Consider the following 22,773-nt stretch of genomic DNA (forward strand, 5'->3'; position numbering starts at 1 on the left):
CGGGCCTCCGAGGTCAGTCACAAACCGCCTCGGTGGACCCCATCCACTGAACAAGCAATGCACAAGGAACCACCCGATGTCCTACAAAGATGACAACGACGCATTTGAGCTCAAACAACGGCAAAGCGACGCCATGGAACAAGCCCTGCTTGTAGCTCGTGGCACTCCCCGGGCTGAAGCGGCGGCGATCGTAGAAGCACGCAAACAACTGCAAGACGCCTACCGGGGCGATCCTGGTGTCAACCCGGCGCCAGGGGTATGGATCAACCCAGAGGGCGAGGACCTTGAGGGTGACGTGCCGGCAAACCGGCAGGAGGCCATCAAAGCCAACGCTATCGCCAAAGACCTGCTCGGCGACGAGTTCAGTACCGACACCCAGTGGAACATCGCCCACTTCCCCGACAAGAAGACCAGCACCGCCGAAGTACAAGACGACTGGGAGGATCTGATGATCCCTGAAACCAAGGCATGAGCCTGAGCGCCCGGTCCGGACAGCGCCAAGCGTTCGGACCGGGCCACCCCCACGGGGCGGCGCGCCTCAAGCAAACCAATCCTCACGCTCGCTGAAGGTGTTGAGGATCAGCTCCACCAGTTGCTGCACCTGTTCCTCATGCTGCACCTGGGCATTCACCGCCAGCCAGGCCCGGCGCTGCATGGGCTCGCTGAACAACCCCGGCAAGGCAGTCAGGCCGCGGTCGAAATGGCTGATGTACTGAGGCAGCAAGCCGATGCAGGCGCTGCAGCGGATCATCTCCAGCATCAGTTCATAGACATGGACGTGCACCACCCCTGCCAGGCGTTGTTCCACCAGGCTGTTCCAGGGCCGGAACGGCTCTACCTGAGAGTCGTGCTGCCACTGCACCAGCATGTAGTCGGCCAGGTCGTCGAGGCTGTCGGGACGGGCCGCCACCCGCGAGTAGCGCTTGGCGATATGTGGCAGGTAGTCGATGCGCGCCAGGGGCAGCGGCTCGCGGGTGGCGAAACTGGGCCCCGGCAGCGGTGAGTCTTCGGCCGCCAGCCACAGCACCAGATCGGCGCTCAGGGCTTGCAGGGACAGGTCGCTGTCGATGGAGATGATCTCCAGGCGGGCGCTGGCATTGCGCCGCAGCAAGGCGATCAGGTCGCGACCGAGAATGTCGTGGAGAAGGGTTTGCGCCACGGCAACCCGAATCAACGGCTGCTCGATCACCGGCAGCCGCCGCTGGTGGGCCAGGGCAATCAGTTGTGCCTGCAGTTGCAGGCCCTCGCGGCTCAGGCTCAAGGCACTCCCCTGATAACAGAACAGTGAACGGCGCAGGTGCTCTTCCAGCAAGGCCAGTTGCTTGCGCAACAGCGTGGCCTTGATGTTCAGGCTGCGGGCTGCCTGCATGAAGCAACCGCAGCGGGCACTGACCAGGAAATACTGGGCGACCTCAGGATCGACCCCGGCGGCCAGGGCCAGCCAGGCTTCCCGGGGTTCCTGGGGCGCAACGTAGGGTGCGACACCCTGGTGTGGAGCGGGTTCGAGAAATGACATTGGTGACTCCCTGTCTTGTGGAGTGTTGCTTCCTTGGCGGGCGGCGGGGACCGTGAGACCGCCTTCGCCGGCAAGCCAGCGCCTACGGTTGCCGGGCCTGCGTGTTGCCCCGTAGGAGACGGCTTGCCGGCGAAGGGGCCCGTGAGATCACCTTCGCTGGCAAGCCGGCGCCTACAACGTGTCCTCCAGGACCTGATTCAGTACGGCGCCGTCAATGCTCAGGGTCGCGGTGTTGAGCATGCCTTCCAAATAGGCCTTGGCGATCTGCTCCTGGCGCTGGGCGCGCAGAGCCTGGGTCAGGCGCTCGCGCAGCTCATCCAGGCTGGCGGTTCGCGCCGGCTGCTGTTCGGTGAGCTTGAGCACATGGAAACCCGCCGCGCTCTGCACCACCTCCGAAACGCCACCGACCTTGAGCCGGGCCACCGCGCTGCGCACTTCCGGCACCAGTTGCTGCAAGGGTTGCAGCCCCGCGTCGCCGCCGCGCTGGGCGCTGCCCGAGTCCTGGGAATACTGCGCCGCCAAGGCGGCAAACTCCCCCGGCGCGGCCTGGGCCTTGCGGCTCAGCTCCTGGGCCTGGCGCCGTACCTGCTCGACAGCCTGCGGGTCGGCGACGGCGAGGAAGATCTGGCTGACCCGGTACAGCGGCGGGGTCAGCCACGCCGACTTGCCGCTGTCATAGGCCTGCTGCAGTTCGGCGGCGCTGGGGTAGTCCGCCGGCACCTGGCTGACCGACTGCAAATAGTCGCGAAACACGATCTGTTCGGTGGCGGCGCGGGTCTGCTGCTCCACCTCCGGGCGCTGGCGCCAGCCCTGGGCATCGGCCTGTTCCAGCACGGCCTTTTCCGCCAAGCGCGAACGTATCCAGGCTTCCAGGGCCGGGCGGTTGCCGCGCAATTGCCCCCGGGACTCCTCGGGCAGGCTGGCGAACAGCGCCTTGAGTTCCTCGGCCGCCACCTGCTGGTTGCCCAGGCGCGCCACCGCCGGCGTACTCGCCGATTGCTGCAACACGGCCGGTGCCGACTGCTGCGCCGCCACCGGGTCGTTGCCCGGGCGCAGGGCCAGCCCCAGCGCCAGGCCAAGCAGGGTCAGTGCCCCGGCACCGACCACCAGGGTCGGCTTTTTCACAGGCTGGCCACCTCTTCCTGGGGTTGGCTTTGTGGCGCCTGGGGCTGCTCGGCCTGGGCCTGTAACTGGGCCGCCTGCTGGCTGTATTCGCGCAGGTAGACGATGAACTCCTGCAGCAACCGGTCCCACAACTCCAGCTGGCTGCGCAGGTGAGTCTCGCCGACCCCGGCCACCACCACGTCCATCTCCATCACCAGGAACTCGCCCTGCAGCGACAACCGGGCAAAGCGCCGCGAGGCGTTCCACAGCTCCGCCAGCCCCGCCGGCAGCTCGCCCTGCACCCGCAGGGCGCAGCTGTAGGTGAAGTCCACATAGTGCCCGGCCTCACTGCCCGGGTTGCCGAAACGCACGGCGTAGCCGATGCCCTGGCTGGCGCTGAGCAGTTGTACGATGCCGTTCTGTTCGGTCTGGTTGACCCGGTAGCCGGCACCTTGCAGCAGGTCGGTGAGGCTGTCGGTGGTGACGCTGGTAATCAAAGTCATGGTCATCTCTTCCCTGGTGATCAGTGGGTGCTCGCCGCCTGCGGGGCGTCGAACTGGGTCTGGTAAAGCTCGTCGCCAAAGCCCTGGGCCAGTTCCTCGAACTTGACCCGGGCGCTGCCGGCGAAGGGCTGACGGATTTTCACCAGCTCAGCCACATCGATCTTTTCGTAGGCCGCCAGGATCTGTTTGGCGACGCCGTACATCTGTTGATTCTTGACCGCGCATTGCTGCACTTGTGTGTCACGTTCGCTCAATTGCGCCTGCAATTTCGCCCGCTCGGCTTCCTTGCCCCGGGCCAGCACCAGCAAGTCCTCGTAGGCTTTCTTGAACTTGCCCAACTGCTCGCTGCTGGCCGCCGCCTGGGCTTGGGCCTGGCTTTGCAGGTTCTGCTGCTGGCCGGCCAGTTGCTCGGCCACGCCGCGGGTCTTGGCCAGCTCGGCGCTCAGTTGCTTGACCTCGGCCTGGGCTTGCTTGGCCGCGTTCTCAGCGGCGATCCGCGCCGCCGCGGCCTGGGCCTGCTCGCTTTGCAGGGCCTGCAACTGCTGGGTGGTGCTGCGCAACTGGGTGCGCAGACGCTCCTCCATGCCTTCGGCGCTAGCGCTGGCGCTGGCCAGCACGCCCCAGGCCACTAACAGGCTGACCGCCCCTGCCCTCGCTCGGCTGTTCATAACCTTCCTCCTGATGCTTAGAAGCGCGTATTGAGTTCAAGCTGCATGACGTCGACTTCATAGCGCGGCCCGTAGACTTCCGAGGCGCTCATGTAGCGGGCCGTGGCGTAGATGTTCTTGTCGATGCCGTAATTGCCGCCGACGAAATAGCCCTTGGCGTTGGTGCCGCCCAGATGGAACGAGGAATCGTTGAAGCCGTCGGGCAAGGCGTCGGGCTGGATGTACTTGTAGCCAGCCAGCAGGTTCCAATCGCCGGACTTCTTCATCTCCAGGGCGTTGCCCAGGGTGAACTGCACCAGCAGCGCATTGCCGCCACTTTCGAACTGGCCGTTGCGGTTGATGTTGTTGACGATCTCGCCCTCGCTGCGCTTGAGCATCTCGCCCTTGTCGTAGGCCAGGTTGCGGATGAAGTTGGTCTGGCTGCGCAGGCGCAGGTCGTCCGGCAATTCGGTGTCCCAGGCCAGGTTCAGGTCGAGCACGTCGAACTTGGAGGCCAGGCCGACGAACTGCGGCTGCGGGGTCAGGCCCGGGGTGGCCGGGTTGGGGGTGATGTCGCGCAGCAGGAACACGCTGTTGCCCTTCTGCATGAAGGCCACCCGCGAGCCGTCATTGTCGCAGCCCGGGGCCCCGGCCCAAGGCGCGCATGGGCTGGAGCGCTGGCCTTCGATGTCGTCGAAGCGGTAGTAGGCCAAGGCGCCCTTGAGGCTGTTGCTGCGGTTGATCTTCCAATTGGCGCCAATCTGCCCGCCGAACAGCCACTTGGTGTCGCTCTCGTTCTTGTCGAAGCCGTTGCTGGTGGCGGTGTCGTTGGTGTACTCCACCGGGAAGGCGCCGAGGGTGCCGAACAGGCCCCAGTCGCTGTCCAGCTTGTGGTTGAAGATCGCCGCCACGCCGTCGAAGTTCAGGTCGTTGGAATACAGCATGTCGGTGGAATAGAACGGGTTGGCGATCCGTCCGCCGGTCAGGGTCAGGTCCTGGGTGGCCTTCCAGGTCAGGTAGCCCTGGTCGAGCCAGATGTCCTTCTTGCCGAAGCCGCCGCCCAGGGTCTGGGTGGTGGACACCGGGTTGTTATCCGAGCCGGTGCCGATGCGGATGCCGGCGGTCCATTCCGGCGAGATCACCGCCTTCATGCCCAGGCGCGCCCGCAGGCGGAACAGGTTGTCGCGGTCCTCGCGGCTGTTGAGCAGCGGCGGCAGCTTGCTGTTGGTGTCCTTGTTGACGTCGTAGGGGCCGTTGTCGTTGAGCTTGGCGTAGTCGACGAGCTCGTTGCTGTTGTTGTCGGCAAAGAACCGCGACTCCTGGCGCAGGCGGATGTCACCGTCAAAGCTGATGCGCGAGACCCAGTCCGGGAAGGTGTTGGGCTGGGCCCAGTTTTCCTGCTTGGCGGTGGCCATGACCTCGGCCTTGACCTGATCGCGGATCTGCTCGCGGACGATGGCCGGCACATATTGCACCCGCACATCACCGGGCGCCGCAGCGGGGCCGGTAGCGGCCACAGCGGTGGCGGCGCGGGCCTGCTGGGCCTCTTTCTCGGCCTGGGCAATCAGCCCGTCGGCCTGCTCCTGCTTCAATACCCCCTGCTGCACCAACAGACGGATCAGGTTGATCGTGGCGTTCTCCGAAGGCGCGGCGGCAGCCGCGGCCTGTCCGGCCAGGGTCAGGGCGACCATGCCGAGCGCCAGGGTCAATCGATTCACGGTGGAAATCATCTGCACACAACTCCTGTAGAAACTGCAAATAGGGGTTCGCTCATTCCGGACGCCGGCCCTTGAGGGACAGGCGCACCGGCAAGGTCAGGGAGGCCGGCATGCGCTCTTTCAGGCGCGGCGTGGCCCGCAGCGCCGCCAGCACCTGCTGGTCGGTCTCGGGATTGCCGCTGGAGCCGGCCAGTTCGGCGCGGGTCACTTGGCCGTCGGCGCCCAGCCACAGGTCCACCTGCAGCGCATAGGCCTTCTTGCGCAGCTCCGGGTCCTCGCGCAGCGCGCGCTGGAAGGTCGCCGCCAGGTACTGCTTGTAGGTGCCGGTGCCCAGCCCGCCACCACCGGCGCCGGCCATGCCGCCGCCCTTGCCGGCGCCGACGTTGAAGCCGTCGTTGCCGGCCTGGGCATCGCCGTCGATCTGCATCGGGTTGGCCAGATCGTCCGCCGGCGATGGCGGTGCTTCTTCCTCGGGCTTGACCTCCTCGGGGGTTGGCGTAGGTTCGGGTTCCGGGATCTTTTCCTCCACCGGCTCCGGCTCCTTGGGTTTCTCCGGAGGCGGCGGTGGGGGTGGTGGCGGAGGCGGCAGCGGGATGATGGTCGGCACCTTCGGTGCTTCCCGACGCACCCCGGCCATGTCATTGGCCCACTGCCACAAAAACCAGGCGGCCACGGCCCCCAGCAGCAATCCGGCGCCCCACTTCAGCAGGCGCACGGCTCGCGGTTTGTTCTGCACCGGAGGCAGTTCGATGGGTTGTTGTGCGGTCATGGCTCAGCCCTGGCTCGGTTTGCCGGTGACCAGGCCGACCTGGGACAACTCCAGGCGGCGCAGCAGGTCGAGGACTTCGATGACCTTCTGGTACTGCACCGTGGCATCGCCACGGACGATGATCGGGAAGTCCGGGTTCTGCGCCTTCTCGATGCGCAGGCGCTCTTCCAGCTCGCCCAGGGTCACCGGGTAGGCATCAAGGAACACCTGGCCGCCGTCGTTCACCGAAATGGCCTTGGTCTTGGCCTCGGACAGCGACACCGAGGCGCTAGCCTTGGGCAGGTGGATCTGGATGCCCGAAACCTGGGCGGTGGCGGTGAGGATGAACATCACCAGCACCACCATCAGCACGTCCACCAGGGGCGTGATGTTGATGCTGTCGACGGCGGCATCGTCTTCGTCGTCATGGGAAGCGTTCACGGAAGCCATGGCAGTTCTCCTCAGGCCGGAACCGACGCGTTGCTGTGACTGACCCGCCAGTGGGCGTTCTCGCTGTGCTGGCTCTCGCCATGCAGCTCCGCCAGCCGGGTGATGAACTCGTCGACGAACACCCGCATGTCGGCGCCGACTTCCTTGTTGCGGGTGATCAGGCGGTTGTAGCCAAACAGCGCCGGGATCGCGACGAACAGGCCCATGGCGGTGGCCAGCAAGGCCGCGGCCATGCCCGGGGCGATGGCGTTGATGTTGACGTCACCGGCCATGGCGGTGCCGAGGAACACCACCATGATCCCCAGCACCGTGCCCAACAGGCCGATGTAGGGGCCGCCGGCAATGGCGTTGGACAGGGTCGAGAGCTTGGAACTCAGCTGCTGGTTTTCCCGGGTGCGCACCCCGTCCATGGAGCAGCGGATGGCCTCGATGGTGGCCGCCGACACCGAGGAGGTATCGGCGCCCTGCTCGCGGCGGGTGCGGATCTCTTTCACCGCCACCAGGTACAGGCGCCACAGCGAGGAATGCTCCAGGCGGCTGGCCAGGACCTGATCGTCGGCGAACATCTCCAGGCGCGTACCGACCTTGGCGAACTGCTCGCGGAACAGCGCATTGGCGGCGCTGACCCGGCCGACCATGCGGTTCTTGCGCAGCATGATCACCCAGGACTGGATCATCATCCCCACCAGCACCAGGATGATCACCCAGGCATCCACCGGCACCGCCTTGAGCAGGAAGCCCAGGCTGCCGAATCCGAAACCCGACTGTTCTTCATCGACGCCATAGGCCACCAACTTCGACTCCGCGCCCTGGGCGCTGGCATCGGCCAGGATCAACGCCGCCGGACGCGCCACCTTGGACAGGCGCAGCTCGTCCAGGGCCCCGGTGAACGGCAGGAAATGGCTGGCCTCGGCGCCAGCGGCGGGCGGCAGGTCGGCACCGATGGCCAACGGCGAATTGAAGGTGGGAATGGCCTGGGCCAGGCTCGCGGTTTCGCGGCCGTTGACGTACAGCGCCAGGCGGCTGCCCTCGCCGCTCAGGGCCAGGTGCTGCCACTGCCCCGGGTTCAGCGGCTGGGTGGAGGCGGCGCGCTGGCCGTCCACTTCGACGAAGGGCAGGCCCTGGTTGATGCCGACCAGCAGGCTGCCGGCGCCTTCGCGGCGGGCCAGCAGCAGTTGCTCGCCGCTGGCCTGATCCAGGCGCACCCAGGCGCTGAAGGTGAAGGCGCCGCCGGCGTTGTGCTGCAGCGACGGGCTGGCCGGCAGCAACAGCGGCTGGCCGCTGAACTGCAAGGCGCGGCCGATGACCCCGTCAATCGCCGCGCCGGTGGCGTTCTGCGCGGTGTTGCCGTAGGCGGTGGTGTCTTTGGCCGGAGTGCCGTTGCTGCCGTCGAAGTGGTAGATGGCGGTGTAGCTGGGGTCGAAGGTCAACTGGCCGTTGGCGGTGCTCGGCGCCTTCTGGTTGCCGTAGTACATCCAGATGTCCTGGCGCTGGCCGCCTTCGACCTTGGGCACATCGACCCAGATCAGCGCCATGCCCATCAGCGGGTCGAAGCTTTCGATCTGGTGGTTGAGCACGGTCTTGTCATCGGCGGCGACAAAGCGCAGGTCGGCGCCGTCTTCCTTGACCCCGTCGAAGGTGAAATTGCCGGTGTGCAGGCGCACCAGCAGCGCGGTGCGGCCCAGGGCCTCGTTGATGGCCGCGCCCTGGGGCGTGGTGTCCACGCTGATCTGTTTGCGGTAATGCCAGTCGTCCTGCCACCAGGCATGGGCCGTGGCCGGGAGCACGAAGCCCAGGCAGATCAACAGGCTCAGGAATAAGCGTTGCATGGGAAGGGTCTCCGTAAAGTCAGAACGTCGCTTGCACACTGAAGTGCAGGCGCGGGTCGTATTTCTGGGTGTTGGGGCCGTCTTTGAGCGGGTAGCCCCAGTCGAGGCTGCCGGACAGCCACTTGCTCAAACTGGCGCGGGTGCCGAGGCCAACGCTGGCCAGGCTGTATTGGTCCTCCTGCTCGGGCAGCGGCTCGTGCAGGGACAGGTGCGCGCCTTCGGCAAAGGCATAGAAACGCCACTCCTGCACGTAGCTGCCGAGGAACTTGGCCAGGGACGGCGTGCGCAGCTCCTGGGAGAACAGGTAGCCCTCATCCCCGGTGCGCTCGGCGGCCAGATAGCCGCGCACCGAAGTGGCGCCGCCGGCGGAATACTGCTCGTTGGACACCAGGGGCCCCGAGGCCAGCTGGAAGGCGGTCTTGGACGCCGACTGCCAGTCGTTGGCGAAGGTGTAGGTGAAATTCAGGTCGCCCTTGAGCACCGAGAAACTGGCACTGGCCTCATCGCGCTTGTAGTGGAACTCCTCGGCGTCGCTGCCGTAGCCGAAGAAGCGCCGGGTGCCGACGATCAGGTTCAGGCCCAGGCCCAGCTGGGATTTTTCGCTGTAGCGGTAGCCGTTGTAGCCAAAGGTCACGGGGGCGTACTTGAGCGGAATCTGGTCGCTGCTGCGGCCAAAGCGCATCTCTTCCTCGAAGTCCTTGAAGTCCACCCCCACCGACAGCGAGTTGGCCCAGTTGCCGGCCGCGGGCAAGCTGTAGATCGCCGACACCCCGTAGGAATGGCCCTTGCCCAGCACGTTGCTGCCACCGATGGTGGCGATGTTGCTGTCGGACTGGTAACCGGAGAACTGCAGGGCCCAGCGCTCGCTCAAAGGCGCGCTGTAGGAACCGGACCAGACCTTGGCGTTGTCGGTGTCCTGGGGCGCGGTGAAATAGGTCAGGGAAATGCTGTGGCCCAGTTGCCAGAGGTTGTCGTAGCCGACGTTGACCACGCTGCGCAGCTTCTCGGTGTCGGCGCTGTAGTCGTTGTTCAGGCCGACGCTGGCGTGCCAGGGGTTCTGGTCCTCCACTTGCAGGTCCACGTCCATGGTCCCCGGGCGCTGGCCTTCGCGCACCAGCGGCATGACCTGGCGCCCGGCGCCACGATTGAGCCCGGCCAGCTGGCTTTGCACCGTGGCAAAATCCGGCACCTGACCTTCTTGCAACGCCGGCACCTGATCGCGGATCTCCACCGGCGAGTAATGCTTGGCCCCCACCACCCGCACCCGGCCGACCTTGGTTTCACTGACCTGCAGATAAACGATGCCGTCCTCGACCTTCTGCTCCGGCAGCTCGACGAACACCGACTGGTAGCCGCGCTCCTGATAGACCTTCTGCAGCGCATCCCGGGCGCCTTCGATATCGGCCAGGGCCTTCTGCGGCCCGAGGAACGGGTACACCGCCTCCTCGATGGCCCGGGCATCGAGCACGGTATTGCCGCGCACGAAGTATTCATTGACGTCCACCAACCGCGCCGCAGCCGTGGTTTCGACCGGCACCGCCTCGCCCTCCTCGGCCTGCACCGCCGGCGCCAGTGCCGCCAGCGTCAACCAGCCGCACAACGGCCACCAGCGCCCGCCACTGCCGGGTCGCCCTGATTTGCCCAGATGCTCCACACCGCCCCCTAAAAAACTGAAAATTGGCGCGCGCACGCGCATTGCCGTCGCCGTCTGCACAGCGTTTGGCCGCTTCAATTGCTGCTGATCGAGGTGTTTTCGTGGCGCGCCAGCCAGGTGTGCAACAGCGCAAAATTCAGCGAGAACTCGGGCATTTGCAGCAGCGCGCCGCAAAACACTTCACCGATGATTTTCTGGATCAACTGCACCGCCCGCGGGTTGTTCAACAGCGTGGCGATGTCGCGACTCAGGACACTGAAGCTCCAGACCTTCTGATTCAGATCAAGACCGACGAACCAACGGAACAACAGGTTGTAACTGAGCTGTTCATACAGCTGCTGCTCGCTGGGCACCGAATACAGCAACTGCAGCAACAGAATGTGCATCACCGTACGCGGCGCGATCAGCATGCCGGGCTCGGCATTGAGGCCCTGGAGCAGATCGCGGTGCTGATCCAGCAACTCATCGATCTGCGGACGCAGCAGCACCAGCGAATGCCCCGGCGGGATATAGCTGGCCACCTCCTTCAAGGCGCCCTGCCAATCATCCTGGGACACGATCCAGACCCACGGCGCGCCGTAGCGATAGACCGACACCGGCTTCTTGCGCGCCGCCTCGACAATCTTCGACAGCCGTTGATCCAGCTCCTGCATGCCCACTTTCGAGTAGCGTTCCATAGTCCCCATAGCCTCACTCCCGGCGTCCCGCCTCGGCTTAAAAAAGTGGCCTGGCGGCCCCCTCAAGCGCGTTACATACCCAAGACGTGCGTGGCCATGTGCTACCGAACTTTTGTCATAAAAGCTTCATTCACAAACCAGCGCTGCCTTGCCGACAAGGCGGCAAACAGCCTGCGGGGACGCGGGGATTTCAAGGGTGCTAGAGGTACGGCGGGAGAGTGCCAAGCAAGGGCCTGCGGACCTTGGCGCAGCCTCGCCGAAGGCTCGGCAGCGGCTACAGGGGGAATGTCGAGGTGTTTTTTGTAGCCGCTGCCGCAGGCTGCGAACGAGCTGGGCGGCACCCCGACGAAGCGGTCGCAGCAGTTCTAAGGGCGCCAGAGCTTCAGAGCGCTAGCCCTGACAGACCTCGGAGCGACACCACAAAGAGAGAAACCTCAGGCGTGGCCAAACAGCGCCTGGATGTCCTTCAACAACCTGAAGTGGTCGCTGACCGCGTACAGACCGATCGCCGGCTGCAAATGATCGACACGAGGAGCCGGCACGCCACTGGCAATGACCTGAAACTGATTCGCCCGATCTGGCAGATCCCGCAGCCCGTAAGCCGCATACAGCGAGATACGCTCCACGCCGTCGTTATAACGCTGCCCCTTGGCCTGACACTCACGGATGTCTTCTGGCCCGGGCCGCTGGCGCGAGGCGAAATCATAAATCTCGACAATGGGCGCCTCGTGATTACCGACGATGCTCTGCACGTAAATCGCGTAGAACCACTCGCCGATCTGCACCGAAGCAGCATCACCCGCCCTCCAGAAGGTCTGGTTCTTGCCGGTGGCGGGACGCCGACTCAGCGCTGTCGGCGGCGAAACAACCAGGGCCTTAATCGCCTCGCGATGGCGATAAAAAGTGTCGCTCAAAACCACCTTGTCGTTGAGCCGATCGATCGCCTGCAGCGCAGCCTTGGTCAAACCGTCATCCTGAAACCCATGACGGTGCAGCACCACGGCCAGGGTCAGGCGCACCAGATCCTTGTAATGCTCGCTGACCTCATCCCCCGGCGCGTCCAACACACAATTCCAGCGCAACAGCAGCGGAGCGAGCACCCCTGCCGCGAGTGCCTCAGGCGCACTTCTTTTCGCGCCCAGCATCGCCCACGCCGTGAGCCGCGCAACGTCATGCACCACTGGATCAACAAGATCACGCGGCAGATAACCCAGTAGTTGTTTGTGATTCAAGATCCAGTGCCTGTGCCGTGGGAGGGGGACGCGAATCTTTACGCAGATGCAAAAGCCGGGTCAAACGGAGCGCTACAAGACCTCGAGTGCAGCAACGGATATGTACCCCAACCCCCGAGCATAATTGGCCGGCTCACAGGTCGCCAAGTTCACCTCTGCGATCCTACAAAACTTGCAGACGCGTCTGACTTGTCCCCCCAAGACCCAACATCCATAGTCCCCACTCGCCCTAATGGCGACCGGGTTTGGCGACCTGGCAACTCACCCACAGGCACTTCCGCTTGCAAGCTTTGCCGAGGACCCTTTATGTTCACGGCGATCTTTCATGGCGGCTGTACGCGGGAGATCCTCGGATCTGCCGATTATTGTGGGATGAGTCGGCTCGCCAACCCGCGTATAGCTGCCACCTATTCGACTGGCGACGACAGGACAGCTCCCTTACCCACAAGCGGAGGTTCCCATGACTCAGCAATACATCCCCATCACCGGCATCGACTGCCTGATTCCCTGCCTGTTTATCGACAAGACCGCACCATTGGACGTGCTGCATGCCAACGGCACCGCACGTTTACTGGCCGTGACTCAACTGCTGGAAAGCCTCTCCCGCGCAGAACTGAAGAACGCTGACGACACCGATCTGCGACATATCTCCAACGCAGCGGCGATTCTGCTGCGTGACAGTTGCGACCTGTTGGGAGTGATGGGCTGGCGCCTTCAAGCCTGACGCGTTGTGCTCCGCGCTGCTGGGCGGCGCGGAGCGTTTCAAACACATTCGGCCAAGTACAGGCAATTAGACTATATGCTAGACAGACTAATAGGTGCCAGAATTACCATTCTAATGTTTATACTTCAAACCACGACAGAGCACAGAAACCAGCACCCTCTGCTAGTTCAATCTTCAGGATTCAATTAATGCCCTGCTACTCAAGTTGTTCTTGCGAATGTTTGGAAGCACCACCCTATTTTGATGCATCCATTGAGGCGGAGACACTTTTCATTTGGCGCCTACATGATGTATGCCACTCCAATATCGGCTGGTATACTGACAAAACAATAAGCGATCTACACCTTCTCAACGAATGGATAACTAAGGATGCGTTTGGCATTTACGTGCTATGGCATAAGGATGATTATTGTGATATTCACAATACTTTCCACATGAGAGCGCTGTATGTCGGAAAGGGGCAGATAGCCAGGAGACTGCTGGCACACTGGAAGACAAAGGACTTTTCGGAAGAAATGCTCGTTTACTGGACTTTTCTTGAGATGCCAAATCGCCAAGCAAAATACTGCGAACAACTACTCTTGGATATTTATCATGTACCTCTCAACAAAGCTGAATCAGCTGGAAAGCTATCGCTATGCACACACTTCATACAGTCAGAAGTTGATTAGAAACAGCACGTACCACCTTCCTAAAATATTAGACACCTCAGTATCCCTGGCCAATATAACCGCAGAAACCTCTAACAACCCTCCTCAACTAATTCTATTAAAAACATGCATTAATTGCGCACTAAAAACGATGCATCGATGAAAACTCGAATGACCAGCACCCACAAACAATATGCCACTCGGCAAAATATAGGACTCTTGAGTTACTTTATTCGCCATTTCACTTCAAGTCCCTCCACCCAAGGTAAAACTGACCACCTCATTGACCTCAAATACTTTTATAAATTCCCAAACCCCACAATGTGACCTAACGCTTGAATCTGAGATGAGTTTCAGCCTTTCCCTCGTGAGCGATCACAACCACTCAATCACAAAAAAACTTATCAAACCTGCTGGATTTTTAGTCCTTCAACACCTTTACATCTTCTGCAACTTTAATTATTTTTTCGCATGAGTATTTTCTAGCACAAAAAAGCATAGCTTTCAGACAGGCTCACTTTTTAAACCCTACCCTATACATGTTCCAAATATTCCAAGAGAACCTCGCCACCGAGGTAAGGGCCGTCATTACTGCAATCCATTGCCGGCTCGTCAAAATCAATCCATACACTGGTAATAATCCTGTCTTTTCCAGCCATAGTTCGTTGAGTGCTAGATAACTCCACTTCACCACCTAAGGCTTCCTTTACATATTCTGGAGGTAACGAAACCACTCCAACCCCGCCATTCGGCCACCACACGTGGGGCTTAACTTTTACCCTGTCACCGTCATTGAATTTCATTTATTTTCGGCCATGCTACCGACTTTAATTTGCCATTTGACGCTTGGTTAAGGGACGGGTTTTAACCCATCTCGGTGAGCGACGCGAACGACTTGAACCCGTTGTCAAATGCTCAACTTCGCCCGGCAAGTACAACACAAAAAACCGCCCTCCGACTCGGCTAACCGCGTCGCCGTGCCAACAACACTGCCATCTCACACCGGCCCGTTCACCCGCCCTCCATCAAGAGATCAAGCCACCCTATGCACTGTCACAACTTCCTCCTGGGCCATATCGAAGTCGAAGTGCAGGGACGCGCCTACGATCTGCATAACTTCTACAACGCCGAGGCTATCCGACACGACGTCCTGAAAGGCTCGCTGACACTGACCTTCAACCGTCTGCAGCAAGACTGGGTGCCCGTCGAAGAGGCACGCCAGATCATTCTCAGCTTCAGTCAACTGAGCTACTTCTGCGCCGATGCCAGGGAGATGAACGCCTTCGAGAGCGACCTGGGCTGCGTGCATGCCATAGGCGTGGTGGAAGCCGGCGCCGCCACCGAGACCTTCTACCTCTCGGACCAGTTCCCTGCGGATCATCATCTGGTGATTGAATTCACCTCGGGCCTGATCCTGCGTTTGCGGGCGCAAGAGGCGCAGTGCGCCTTATTTTTCTAGCTGATGGGCTGCTTTTGTGGAGCGATAGCAGCCAACCAAATGGATCTTTTTCAGGTGCTTTTGGCCGTGATATGAAGCGGCTCATGTATAAAAATAAACCTGCGTGCATTTTCGGCTCAGGTTTTTACCAATCACCAGTGGCGATTCAAAGCGTGAATGGGAGCGCTTTCTCAACTGCTACTGCTGCAGCCAAAGCAACATGCTCGTGCCAAGGTCGCGCGACGATCTGCACCCCCACCGGCAAACCCGTATCGCTAGTACCGGCACGAATTACCACGCTGGGCCAACCTGCCAAACTGTAGGGCAACGTGTGACTGAATAGGGTAGGCCGTGCCTCTCCCACGCACGGCGCCGGTGCGGCGTCGACAGGACAGAGAATGATGTCGTAGCCCTCCATGAACCCCAGCATTGCACTGCGAAATTGATCCCAGTCTGCCAACAACTGTACTAACTCCGCCCCGGAGCCTTTGCTCATGGCCCAATAGCGTTCGGTAATGGCTCTGGAATTGGCCAATGCCTCTGGGAACGCCGAAGAGAGCACGGCACCTGCCTCCTTCAATATCTCGGCCACCGACTGCAGAGTCGTCTGCGTGATGTCGTCAACAGGTGCAATGCCGCCCTCGCCGTACCAAGCCACTCGCAATCCGCGTAGTTCGACAGTACTCATGGCGCAGAGCGGCATCGGTATCACGCCGGCGTCCCGACCGTCCTCACCGGCGATCAATTGCAGCACCAAAGCCAGATCCTCGACATGTCGGGCCATTGGGCCAATCTGGCTGCGGTAGTCGCTGAGCCCGCCAAGATGATCGAATACACCGGTGTTGGGTACACGGCCACTGGTGGGTTTCAACGTACTGATACCGCAAAAATGCGCAGGCACACGCAAGCTACCGCCGGAATCACTGCCTAATCCCAATGGTGAAAGGCCGGCGGCGATCGCAGCAGCTTCGCCACCGCTGCTGCCTCCTGGGCTGTGGGATAGAGAATGCGGATTACGCGTAGCACCATATACGGGGTTATCAGTGACGCCCCCGCCGCCCCCGGGTGGGCAATTGCTTTTGCCAAGCAAGATCGCGCCGGCAGCTTTCATGCGCCTAACCACTACAGCGTCCTGCTCGGGTACGTATCGAGCCCGATCGACCAAGCCGACTGCTGACACCACACCGCGAGTATCCATAACGTCTTTAACGGTGAAGGGGACGCCATGCAGCGCTCCCCAATACTCACCTTGGGCAACTGCACGATCGGCCTCCCAGGCGCGTGCCAACGCAGCCTCGCCACATACCTGCACCAAGGCGTTGAGTGATGGGTTAAGCGCTTCGATACGTGCCAGGTAGGTGGACACAATGGATGTGGAGGAGAGCTCGCGCCGTTGAATCAATCTGGCAAGTTCAGAAGCTGAATGACGTAGTAATGAATACGGTAAAGGCAATTGTGTTTGCTCCAATACATTTACATGCCTATAGCATCATGGCAGCGCATAATTTCAGGCGAGGGGGGGCAAAGTCCGCCAATGACCGCTCCTGGCCGAAAGCGATTAGCCCCCAAACGACAAAGCACCGACACAGCTGAATCCAGACGGGTAACTGCCAGGGCCACAGACACTTAGGTTAGGCTCCGACCAGGTATAGAGTATTGGCTCTCTCCGTCTATCTAGAAGCCTCTCAACTGGCATTGGTCGAGCAACGCCCGTTTACGCAGCCAAACGCCCTTTCAGCGAAGATCGCTGGCCTGGCCTCCGCTTTCGATAGCGCCCTATCGCCCTACCCCAACTGCAAAAAGAACCGACCAATCCCCGCGCCTGTCCTCTCTGAAAAATCCTCATCCAGAAACAGATACCCCATGCCATCCGAAAGCACGCCTTTGTGCTCAGGCAGCGCTCTATCCAGATCGCCCCCATAATGAGCCACGTCACCCAGCTGATAAGGCATAAAAACCGAAACCCAATACTCCCCATCAATCAAGGCCTCTGAAAACCAACGCCCAGGAAAGGCCATGAGGTGTGTCAGCGGCACGCCATCAGGCGAACAGGGCCATGCCAGATCAGTCGGCAGACCGGCCCCGCCACCGACATAGGCATCATCTTTTGCAGGCATTTCACAGGTAAAGATCAGCTCATCAAACATCCGTATCATTCCGATCAGTCATGGGCGCAGCATCCGTTAACTGCCGCTCGCCACTATACATCGGACACAGTACAGTCCCTTCCCGGCTTCTCTGACGATTGCAAATCATGGATGACACTCACTTCACTCCCGAACAACTGGCCAATAGAACCGGCACAGCCGACGTGGACCATCAGACGCCAATCCCCATGAAATTCACCTCGGCCGATCAACTCATCGACCCAAAAACCATCGGCTATCGCAGCCTGGGCTTCGGCGAGGCACTGACGATCCCAGCAACGCCCTATGAACTGCGCATCCACCACCGCGATCTGCCGCAATGCTTTCTTGACTGCGCCGACACCTTTGCCGCCGAATGCAAAACCGACGATATCGACCAGGGTTTTGTCGACATTCCGCAGCTGGCACAGCTGGGCTACCCAAGCTTCAGGGCGCTCTTGCGAGACCATCCCGATCTGGCGGCGCGCCTGGTTCAGGACTACCTGTATTTCGAGTTGTTGTTGTCGCTGTTCCCGCATTCAAGCGGCCTTAATGTCGTGATCAACAGCATCACCCGCGTCAGCTCAAAAGAAGGCGTCCTGCTGCTGACTGGCGAGACCTACGCTGCCAGACAGTCATGAAGAAGCCCTGGCCTCAAGATCGATACCGGGAATCAGGCCGATGATGTCAAACAACGAATCACTGTCGAGCGCGGTCCGAGCCCTCTGCCTCGCGGCTTGATGCGCCTTCAAGGCGATGCAAGATCCACCGCCTCGAACAGTGCAACCTCAAGTACCGAGAACATCAACAATCGGTGTTTACTGCGGACTATTCTCAACAGCGATTTCTCGCACCTTTTTGGTGCGATCGCACCTTTATTGTTCGCAAAAAAAAATGATGACACGTTAACTAAGACTGGATACTCTCCTGTCCGAGAGAAAGGATTCTCGTTGTACTAGTACACCCCCATTGGTATCGGACAAGGATGTGACATACATGTCTTCCCTAATTACCTCGCCTGCCACTCTCTACGAAACCGTCGGTGACGGCGTAGAGTCGAGTAATGCCTCATGGAGTTTCGGAGGCAGTACTCCGCAACACTTTGACTCCCATGTTTCGAAGTCCGTACCTAAATATAAGGACGGGCATAACATCGTGCTGTCGCTCAGCGACTTTTTTGTAAAGAGCGATAGCACCTGCTACGAACTGGGTAGTTCCACCGGCACCCTCACTCGACAACTTGCACAGCGCCACTGCGCCTCGGTGAAGTGGGTGGGCATTGATGTGGAAGAGGCCATGACGCGCAAGGCGAATGAGCTCTTGAGCGCGTCGCCGCAGCACAACGTCAGCTTCGTTACCGACGACATCCTGACCTTTCCCTATGAAAAAAGTGATCTGATAGTTGCTTATTACACTATTCAGTTCGTGCACCCGCGCATTCGCCAAGCCTTGTTCGATCGTATCTACGAGACCTTGAACTGGGGCGGTGCTTTTATCATGTTTGAAAAAGTACGCGGCCCAGACGCACGCTTTCAAGACATCCTCAGCAGCCTGTATGTAGATTATAAGCGCGACCAAGGTTATAACGCCGATGAAATCCTGGCGAAGACCAGAAGTTTAAAAGGTGTCCTTGAGCCTTTTTCCACGGCCGGCAATATCGACATGTTATCCCGCGCCGGCTTCAAGGATATAACCAGTATTTTCAAATATATTTGCTTTGAAGGCTTCTTCTGCATTAAGTGAATGGAGCTTCATTGTGAGTACAACTATAGAACAACAGTATTTGCAACTATTGCAAATGCCTGAAACCTTTCGTGCGCAGAAAATGGATTGTGAACTTTGCAATTCCAAAGATCATCGGGTGTTGCTGGAAAGTGTCCAGGGCCCCGGTGACCAGGCGGTGGCATTGCCAGTGCTCGGCTGCCAGGATTGTGGGCATATTTTCCAGCAATACCGCTTCGACGAAGCCTTCTACAGCGCTTACTACGACAAGTTCTACCGCCTGAGTTTGTTCGGCAATACGGAGCCGGAGCGCGCCTTCTTTCTGGACCAGGTACGCCGCGGCGAACACCTGTATCAGCACCTGCAAGATGTGCTTCCCGCCACAGGCAAAATGCTTGACGTCGGTTGCTCCGCCGGCGGCCTGATGATTCCTTTTGCCAAGCGCGGCTGGACAGTCAGAGGCAATGACCCTGACCGGGCCTACGTCGAATACGGCAAGAATATCGGCCTGGACATCGACCTGGTGGGCGCCGAACACATGAGCCCCACGGGTGATTACAACCTGATCATCATCAACGGTTCGCTGGAGCATGTGCATGACGTCCACCAGGTCATGCAGCTTTGCCGGCAGGCCAGTGCCGAGGATGGATTGCTGCTGATTGAAGGTCGCGCGTTGGGTTATGGCATCAAACAAGGGTTTCTAACCCATAACCATCGCCGCTACTTGAGTGCCAGCAGTATCGAGCACCTGATGTACCGGCATGGTTGGGAGCCGATCCAGACCACCCATGAGCCCGTGTGCGGGCCGACCCGACCGGGGGCGGTGTTCGTGCTGGGGCGAGCCTGTGCCCAGCCTGCCACCGAGCACCTCGAAAGCATCAAGGCTCAGGGCCGCAAGGCACTGCAGGAGTCCTACATGCCAAGCCTGCACTCGATGCGACCCCGCACATGAGTGCCTCGGCCTATGCCCTCGAAAAGTCGAGTGCCCGCGTCCATTCCTGCTTCAGGGATGATCTGGTCGTGACACCACCGCCAGCAGACGCGGTCACCCGGCGCTACAACCTCTATGACCCCCGTAGTGATATCGGTTTTGAACTGGGCCAGGCCGAGTACTCACTTGCCTTGCTCTTCGATGGCCAGCGAAACCTGCAAGAGATTGTCGACGCCGCCCTGGCGCAGCATCGAATCAAGGTCAGCCCCGAGAAGCTTGCGCAGTTCGAGCGCAAACTGCTCAACCTGAAACTGCTGAGCAGCGAGCAAACGGATCATAAAAAGGACCTGCGCGATCCCGCCACGGGCATAACCTATGGCCCGCTGAAAGAGCATTTGCTGATTAACCTGGTTAAAACCAACCCGCAGCCATTGCTTGATCGTCTTTACCGGTTGGCGCCCTGGTGCTGCCGCGCGGCATTCATTTTGCCGCTGCTGGCCTTGTCCCTGTTGAGCTTCGTGTACCTGGGCGCGCACTTGGACAGCTTCATGGCCGATGCCAGCGCCACCTATATCCAGAGTTACCGCTGGCTGCTCTGGCACTTCCCGGTGATCCTGACCTCCATCGCCCTTCACGAACTGGGGCATGCGATGGCCTGTCGTCACTATGGGGTCAAGGTCAACGATTTCGGGATCGGCATCTACTTGTTGCTCGCCACCGGTTGGGTACGTCCGGTGCAGACACAATGGTCGCAGCTACCGCTGAACCAACGGGTGATCACCATTCTGGCAGGCCCCTTGGTCAGCCTTCTGTATGCGGGAGTGGGCATTGCCCTGTGGGCGATGTTCCGTGACACCCAAGGGGTTTTGCCCGCCCTTTTCGTGGTGATGATCGTGGCTTCGTGCATTTCCCTCATCCCCACCCTGCTGCCCATCTTCAATGGCGACACCTACCTGGCGATTACCGAAGTGCTGGGGCAACCGCGCCTGCGCCAGCGTGCTTTCAACTATGTGAAGCGCCATTGGCGCAGCGCGCCGCAGGAAACCCTTTCCCCTGCATTGCGCAGGCTCTACTGGGGCACATTCCTGTTGACCTGCCTGGGCTGGGTCATCGCCTGGAGCTTCATCGCAGCCACCCTGATTCGCCTTTTCAACCACCCATAAGGACAGTGTCATGACTCAACCTACAGTGACTCCGGCTATTGCCGCCATGGATGAAGCCACCACCACAACCGCCCCGGCCGACGTCGCGCCGCAAGCCCTTACCGATGCACCGTTCGAGGAGTTCGACCTCGACGATATCGAAATCATCGAAAGCAAAGTGTTCGCCTGATCGCTCCGAGCTTCCTCGGCTTGACGTCGAGGAAGCCTTCCCTTCCTCAAACTGGGCAACCACATGGCTCACTTCGTTAAGCCCGAACCGATTGGTGTGGGTATCCAGTACAACCCCGAGATCCTCGACTGGTTTCCATTTGAGGACATCGAAGTCGATGTGCTGGAAATACTGCTCGACAACATCATGGCCCCTATGGACGGCCCCCAGATCATCAAGCCCGCGGCCCAGGCGATGATCAATCGGCTGTCTGAGAAATTCACCTTGCTGGCGCATTCCAACTACGGTTGCGACTTTGGTTTCAGCCCTCTTGAAGAAACCGCCGCTGTGCAACGCCATGTGCCCCTGGCCAAGATGCTCAACAGCCCATGGGTCGCCAACCATTGTTTTTATGGCGACAACTCCTGGCTGGATATCTGGAGCAGCCCGCTGCAGTTTTCCAATGCAGAGGTTCTGCGCTGCGCCGAACGCGCGAAGGCTTTGCAGGCACATTATGGGATGCCACTGGCCCATGAAAACGCCGCCTATTACTTGCAATGCCCGGGTGCAGAAATGCGCGAAGCCGAGTTCCTGGCCCGTCTCGTGCAGCAGTCCGGCACCTTCTTGCATCTGGACTTGCACAACATCTACACCAACCACTTGAACCTGAAAGACTTCGACTTGCGCGACTACCTCGACACCTTGCCGTTGGACAAGGTGATCTCTGTGCATCTGGCAGGTGGCAGCTGGCATGAGGGGCTCTACCACGACTGGCATGACTCGTGTGTGCCCGAACCTGTTTGGGATCTGTACCAGGAACTCATGTCCCGCTGCCAACCCTCGGCGATCATCCTCGAATACCAGGGGCAGGCTCACCACGCACTGACTCGCGTGATGGACGCCAACGACGAACACATGATCGTCACCGATGTGCGGCGCGCACAGAACATCTGGAATCACTACACAAAAGCGGCACAGGAGCTGACGCATGGATGCTGAGCAGGTCTGGAAGCTGTGGCGACGCCTGCTACGCGATGAAACACTGCAGCAGCAGTTGTTCGAAGCTCAAGGCGCGACTCAATGGCTGGAACACTTTCCTGATAACGAGCGGGTGATTCTGCAGGCCTATGGCAGTCAGTTTGAACGAGTGAAATGGTTCGTCGAAAACTATCAGTTCCGCTTGGTCAATTCCTTTATCAATGCGCTGGAAACCGGCGCGCCATTGACGCTGCGCGCGCTGCTCAATATCGGCCTGGACCTGCCGGCACTGTCCAAGGCATTCCTGCGCCAACAAGAGTGGTTCGACTACGGGCCAAGAGTGTATGGCTATTGCGACGCGGCATTGGGCTTTCTGCTCGAGCGCCAGGAACTTGCCGACTACCCGCAGATTCGCGACCTGATGGGCCTTGAGCGCGAATCTGTGCGCCTCTACATCGGGCTGGTGGAAACCAGTGCCGCAGTGCCGGGCACTTATCAACGCACCGACGGTGCACGCATTTACCAGAGCCGCTATGCGCTGTCGCACTGGTTGCGTGATAAAAGCCTGCTCGGGCGTAGCAGACCGGAGGAAGCCTGCGAGCACATCTTGGTGTATTTGCCCACCCCTGAGGCGCGCCACAAATTCACCCTGATCAGCCCGCGCGCTGCGTACCTCTATCACTGCCTGGAGCAACCACAGTCACTCGTCAGCTTGATGCAGATACTGGGTTCCAGCGCCGCACAACCCAGCGGCGAGGACTTGGCACTGCTCGATAAGCTGCATCGACTCAACGCCATCAGGATGCCGGCCTAGA

At 60.3% G+C, this 22,773-nt stretch carries 24 protein-coding genes; 10 read left to right on the forward strand and 14 right to left on the reverse strand.

Translation table 11 applies throughout. The features are described 5' to 3' along the window. The first annotated feature begins 76 nt into the window (after positions 1-76). Positions 77-472: a hypothetical protein gene (locus DWF74_RS01765; protein ID WP_115580150.1), complete on the forward strand. Its 396-nt coding sequence runs from the start codon at positions 77-79 to the stop codon at positions 470-472. A gap of 66 nt (positions 473-538) precedes the next feature. On the opposite strand, the gene DWF74_RS01770 is transcribed toward DWF74_RS01765, so the two are convergent. The 11 genes from DWF74_RS01770 to DWF74_RS01820 form a co-directional block, all read right to left on the reverse strand. Beyond that, a complete protein-coding gene (locus DWF74_RS01770; RefSeq protein WP_102863410.1) occupies positions 539-1,516 on the reverse strand; it encodes a LysR family transcriptional regulator in 978 nt (325 codons plus the stop codon). 171 nt (positions 1,517-1,687) lie between these two features. Continuing rightward, the gene (locus DWF74_RS01775) at positions 1,688-2,641 is read right to left on the reverse strand and encodes a peptidylprolyl isomerase (protein ID WP_115580151.1); all 954 of its coding nucleotides are present in this window, start codon (positions 2,639-2,641) and stop codon (positions 1,688-1,690) included. Further along, positions 2,638-3,123, reverse strand: coding sequence for a YbjN domain-containing protein (locus DWF74_RS01780; protein ID WP_102863584.1), 486 nt, complete (start codon positions 3,121-3,123; stop codon positions 2,638-2,640). The genes DWF74_RS01775 and DWF74_RS01780 overlap by 4 nt, the downstream gene beginning before the upstream one ends. A gap of 20 nt (positions 3,124-3,143) precedes the next feature. Continuing rightward, positions 3,144-3,791, reverse strand: coding sequence for a DNA repair protein (locus tag DWF74_RS01785; protein WP_102863408.1), 648 nt, complete (start codon positions 3,789-3,791; stop codon positions 3,144-3,146). Positions 3,792-3,808: 17 nt separating this feature from the next. Beyond that, positions 3,809-5,500 carry a putative porin gene (locus DWF74_RS01790; protein ID WP_115580152.1) on the reverse strand — a complete coding sequence of 564 codons (1,692 nt, stop codon included), beginning with the start codon at positions 5,498-5,500 and terminating at the stop codon, positions 3,809-3,811. A 40-nt stretch (positions 5,501-5,540) separates the two neighbouring features. Next, positions 5,541-6,257: an energy transducer TonB family protein gene (locus DWF74_RS01795; protein WP_115580153.1), complete on the reverse strand. Its 717-nt coding sequence runs from the start codon at positions 6,255-6,257 to the stop codon at positions 5,541-5,543. Positions 6,258-6,260: 3 nt separating this feature from the next. Beyond that, on the reverse strand, positions 6,261-6,686 hold the full coding sequence (locus tag DWF74_RS01800; RefSeq protein ID WP_011061113.1) for an ExbD/TolR family protein: 426 nt from the start codon (positions 6,684-6,686) through the stop codon (positions 6,261-6,263). Between the two features lie 11 nt (positions 6,687-6,697). Continuing rightward, positions 6,698-8,515 (reverse strand): DUF2341 domain-containing protein, encoded by a 1,818-nt coding sequence (locus DWF74_RS01805; protein ID WP_115580154.1) that lies wholly within the window; start codon positions 8,513-8,515, stop codon positions 6,698-6,700. A gap of 19 nt (positions 8,516-8,534) precedes the next feature. Continuing rightward, a complete protein-coding gene (locus DWF74_RS01810) occupies positions 8,535-10,211 on the reverse strand; it encodes a ShlB/FhaC/HecB family hemolysin secretion/activation protein (protein WP_240322005.1) in 1,677 nt (558 codons plus the stop codon). A 32-nt stretch (positions 10,212-10,243) separates the two neighbouring features. Continuing rightward, entirely contained in the window at positions 10,244-10,846 is a 603-nt protein-coding gene (locus DWF74_RS01815) for a transposase (protein ID WP_019093945.1), read from the reverse strand. Between the two features lie 434 nt (positions 10,847-11,280). Further along, positions 11,281-12,078, reverse strand: a complete 798-nt coding sequence (locus tag DWF74_RS01820; protein ID WP_162884052.1) for a hypothetical protein — start codon at positions 12,076-12,078, stop codon at positions 11,281-11,283. A 460-nt stretch (positions 12,079-12,538) separates the two neighbouring features. Here DWF74_RS01820 and DWF74_RS01825 point away from each other — a divergent pair, with 460 nt between their 5' ends. Next, positions 12,539-12,802, forward strand: a complete 264-nt coding sequence (locus DWF74_RS01825; RefSeq protein ID WP_115580156.1) for a short-chain dehydrogenase — start codon at positions 12,539-12,541, stop codon at positions 12,800-12,802. A gap of 1,183 nt (positions 12,803-13,985) precedes the next feature. Here the strand turns inward: DWF74_RS01825 and DWF74_RS30315 are convergent. Beyond that, positions 13,986-14,255, reverse strand: a complete 270-nt coding sequence (locus DWF74_RS30315; protein WP_162884053.1) for a hypothetical protein — start codon at positions 14,253-14,255, stop codon at positions 13,986-13,988. A gap of 242 nt (positions 14,256-14,497) precedes the next feature. On the opposite strand from DWF74_RS30315, the gene DWF74_RS01835 reads away from it, so the two are divergent. After that, positions 14,498-14,911: a hypothetical protein gene (locus DWF74_RS01835; RefSeq protein WP_115580158.1), complete on the forward strand. Its 414-nt coding sequence runs from the start codon at positions 14,498-14,500 to the stop codon at positions 14,909-14,911. Between the two features lie 145 nt (positions 14,912-15,056). Here the strand turns inward: DWF74_RS01835 and DWF74_RS01840 are convergent, their stop codons facing one another. Together DWF74_RS01840 and DWF74_RS01845 are read right to left on the reverse strand one after the other, a co-directional pair. Next, positions 15,057-16,358, reverse strand: coding sequence for an amidase (locus DWF74_RS01840; protein ID WP_205413472.1), 1,302 nt, complete (start codon positions 16,356-16,358; stop codon positions 15,057-15,059). A 316-nt stretch (positions 16,359-16,674) separates the two neighbouring features. Then, entirely contained in the window at positions 16,675-17,037 is a 363-nt protein-coding gene (locus DWF74_RS01845; RefSeq protein WP_115582401.1) for a hypothetical protein, read from the reverse strand. 107 nt (positions 17,038-17,144) lie between these two features. Here DWF74_RS01845 and DWF74_RS01850 point away from each other — a divergent pair, with 107 nt between their 5' ends. The 7 genes from DWF74_RS01850 (at position 17,145) to DWF74_RS01875 (ending at position 22,772) form a co-directional block, all read left to right on the forward strand. Continuing rightward, positions 17,145-17,657, forward strand: a complete 513-nt coding sequence (locus tag DWF74_RS01850; protein ID WP_240322090.1) for a hypothetical protein — start codon at positions 17,145-17,147, stop codon at positions 17,655-17,657. A gap of 355 nt (positions 17,658-18,012) precedes the next feature. Further along, positions 18,013-18,759 (forward strand): methyltransferase domain-containing protein, encoded by a 747-nt coding sequence (locus DWF74_RS01855; protein WP_102863393.1) that lies wholly within the window; start codon positions 18,013-18,015, stop codon positions 18,757-18,759. A 118-nt stretch (positions 18,760-18,877) separates the two neighbouring features. Continuing rightward, entirely contained in the window at positions 18,878-19,690 is an 813-nt protein-coding gene (locus tag DWF74_RS01860) for a class I SAM-dependent methyltransferase (RefSeq protein ID WP_240322006.1), read from the forward strand. 68 nt (positions 19,691-19,758) lie between these two features. Next, the gene (locus DWF74_RS01865) at positions 19,759-20,832 is read left to right on the forward strand and encodes a M50 family metallopeptidase (RefSeq protein ID WP_115582402.1); all 1,074 of its coding nucleotides are present in this window, start codon (positions 19,759-19,761) and stop codon (positions 20,830-20,832) included. Between the two features lie 10 nt (positions 20,833-20,842). Continuing rightward, on the forward strand, positions 20,843-21,001 hold the full coding sequence (tglA, locus tag DWF74_RS30320) for a 3-thiaglutamate biosynthesis pearlin carrier peptide TglA (RefSeq protein WP_162884043.1): 159 nt from the start codon (positions 20,843-20,845) through the stop codon (positions 20,999-21,001). Positions 21,002-21,064: 63 nt separating this feature from the next. Beyond that, the gene (locus DWF74_RS01870; protein ID WP_115580162.1) at positions 21,065-21,979 is read left to right on the forward strand and encodes a DUF692 domain-containing protein; all 915 of its coding nucleotides are present in this window, start codon (positions 21,065-21,067) and stop codon (positions 21,977-21,979) included. After that, positions 21,969-22,772: a hypothetical protein gene (locus DWF74_RS01875; protein ID WP_102863390.1), complete on the forward strand. Its 804-nt coding sequence runs from the start codon at positions 21,969-21,971 to the stop codon at positions 22,770-22,772. Before DWF74_RS01870 ends, DWF74_RS01875 begins: the two co-directional genes overlap by 11 nt. Position 22,773: the final 1 nt, after the last annotated feature.

The organism is Pseudomonas protegens (assembly GCF_003363755.1).
Classification (GTDB): domain Bacteria; phylum Pseudomonadota; class Gammaproteobacteria; order Pseudomonadales; family Pseudomonadaceae; genus Aquipseudomonas; species Aquipseudomonas danubii.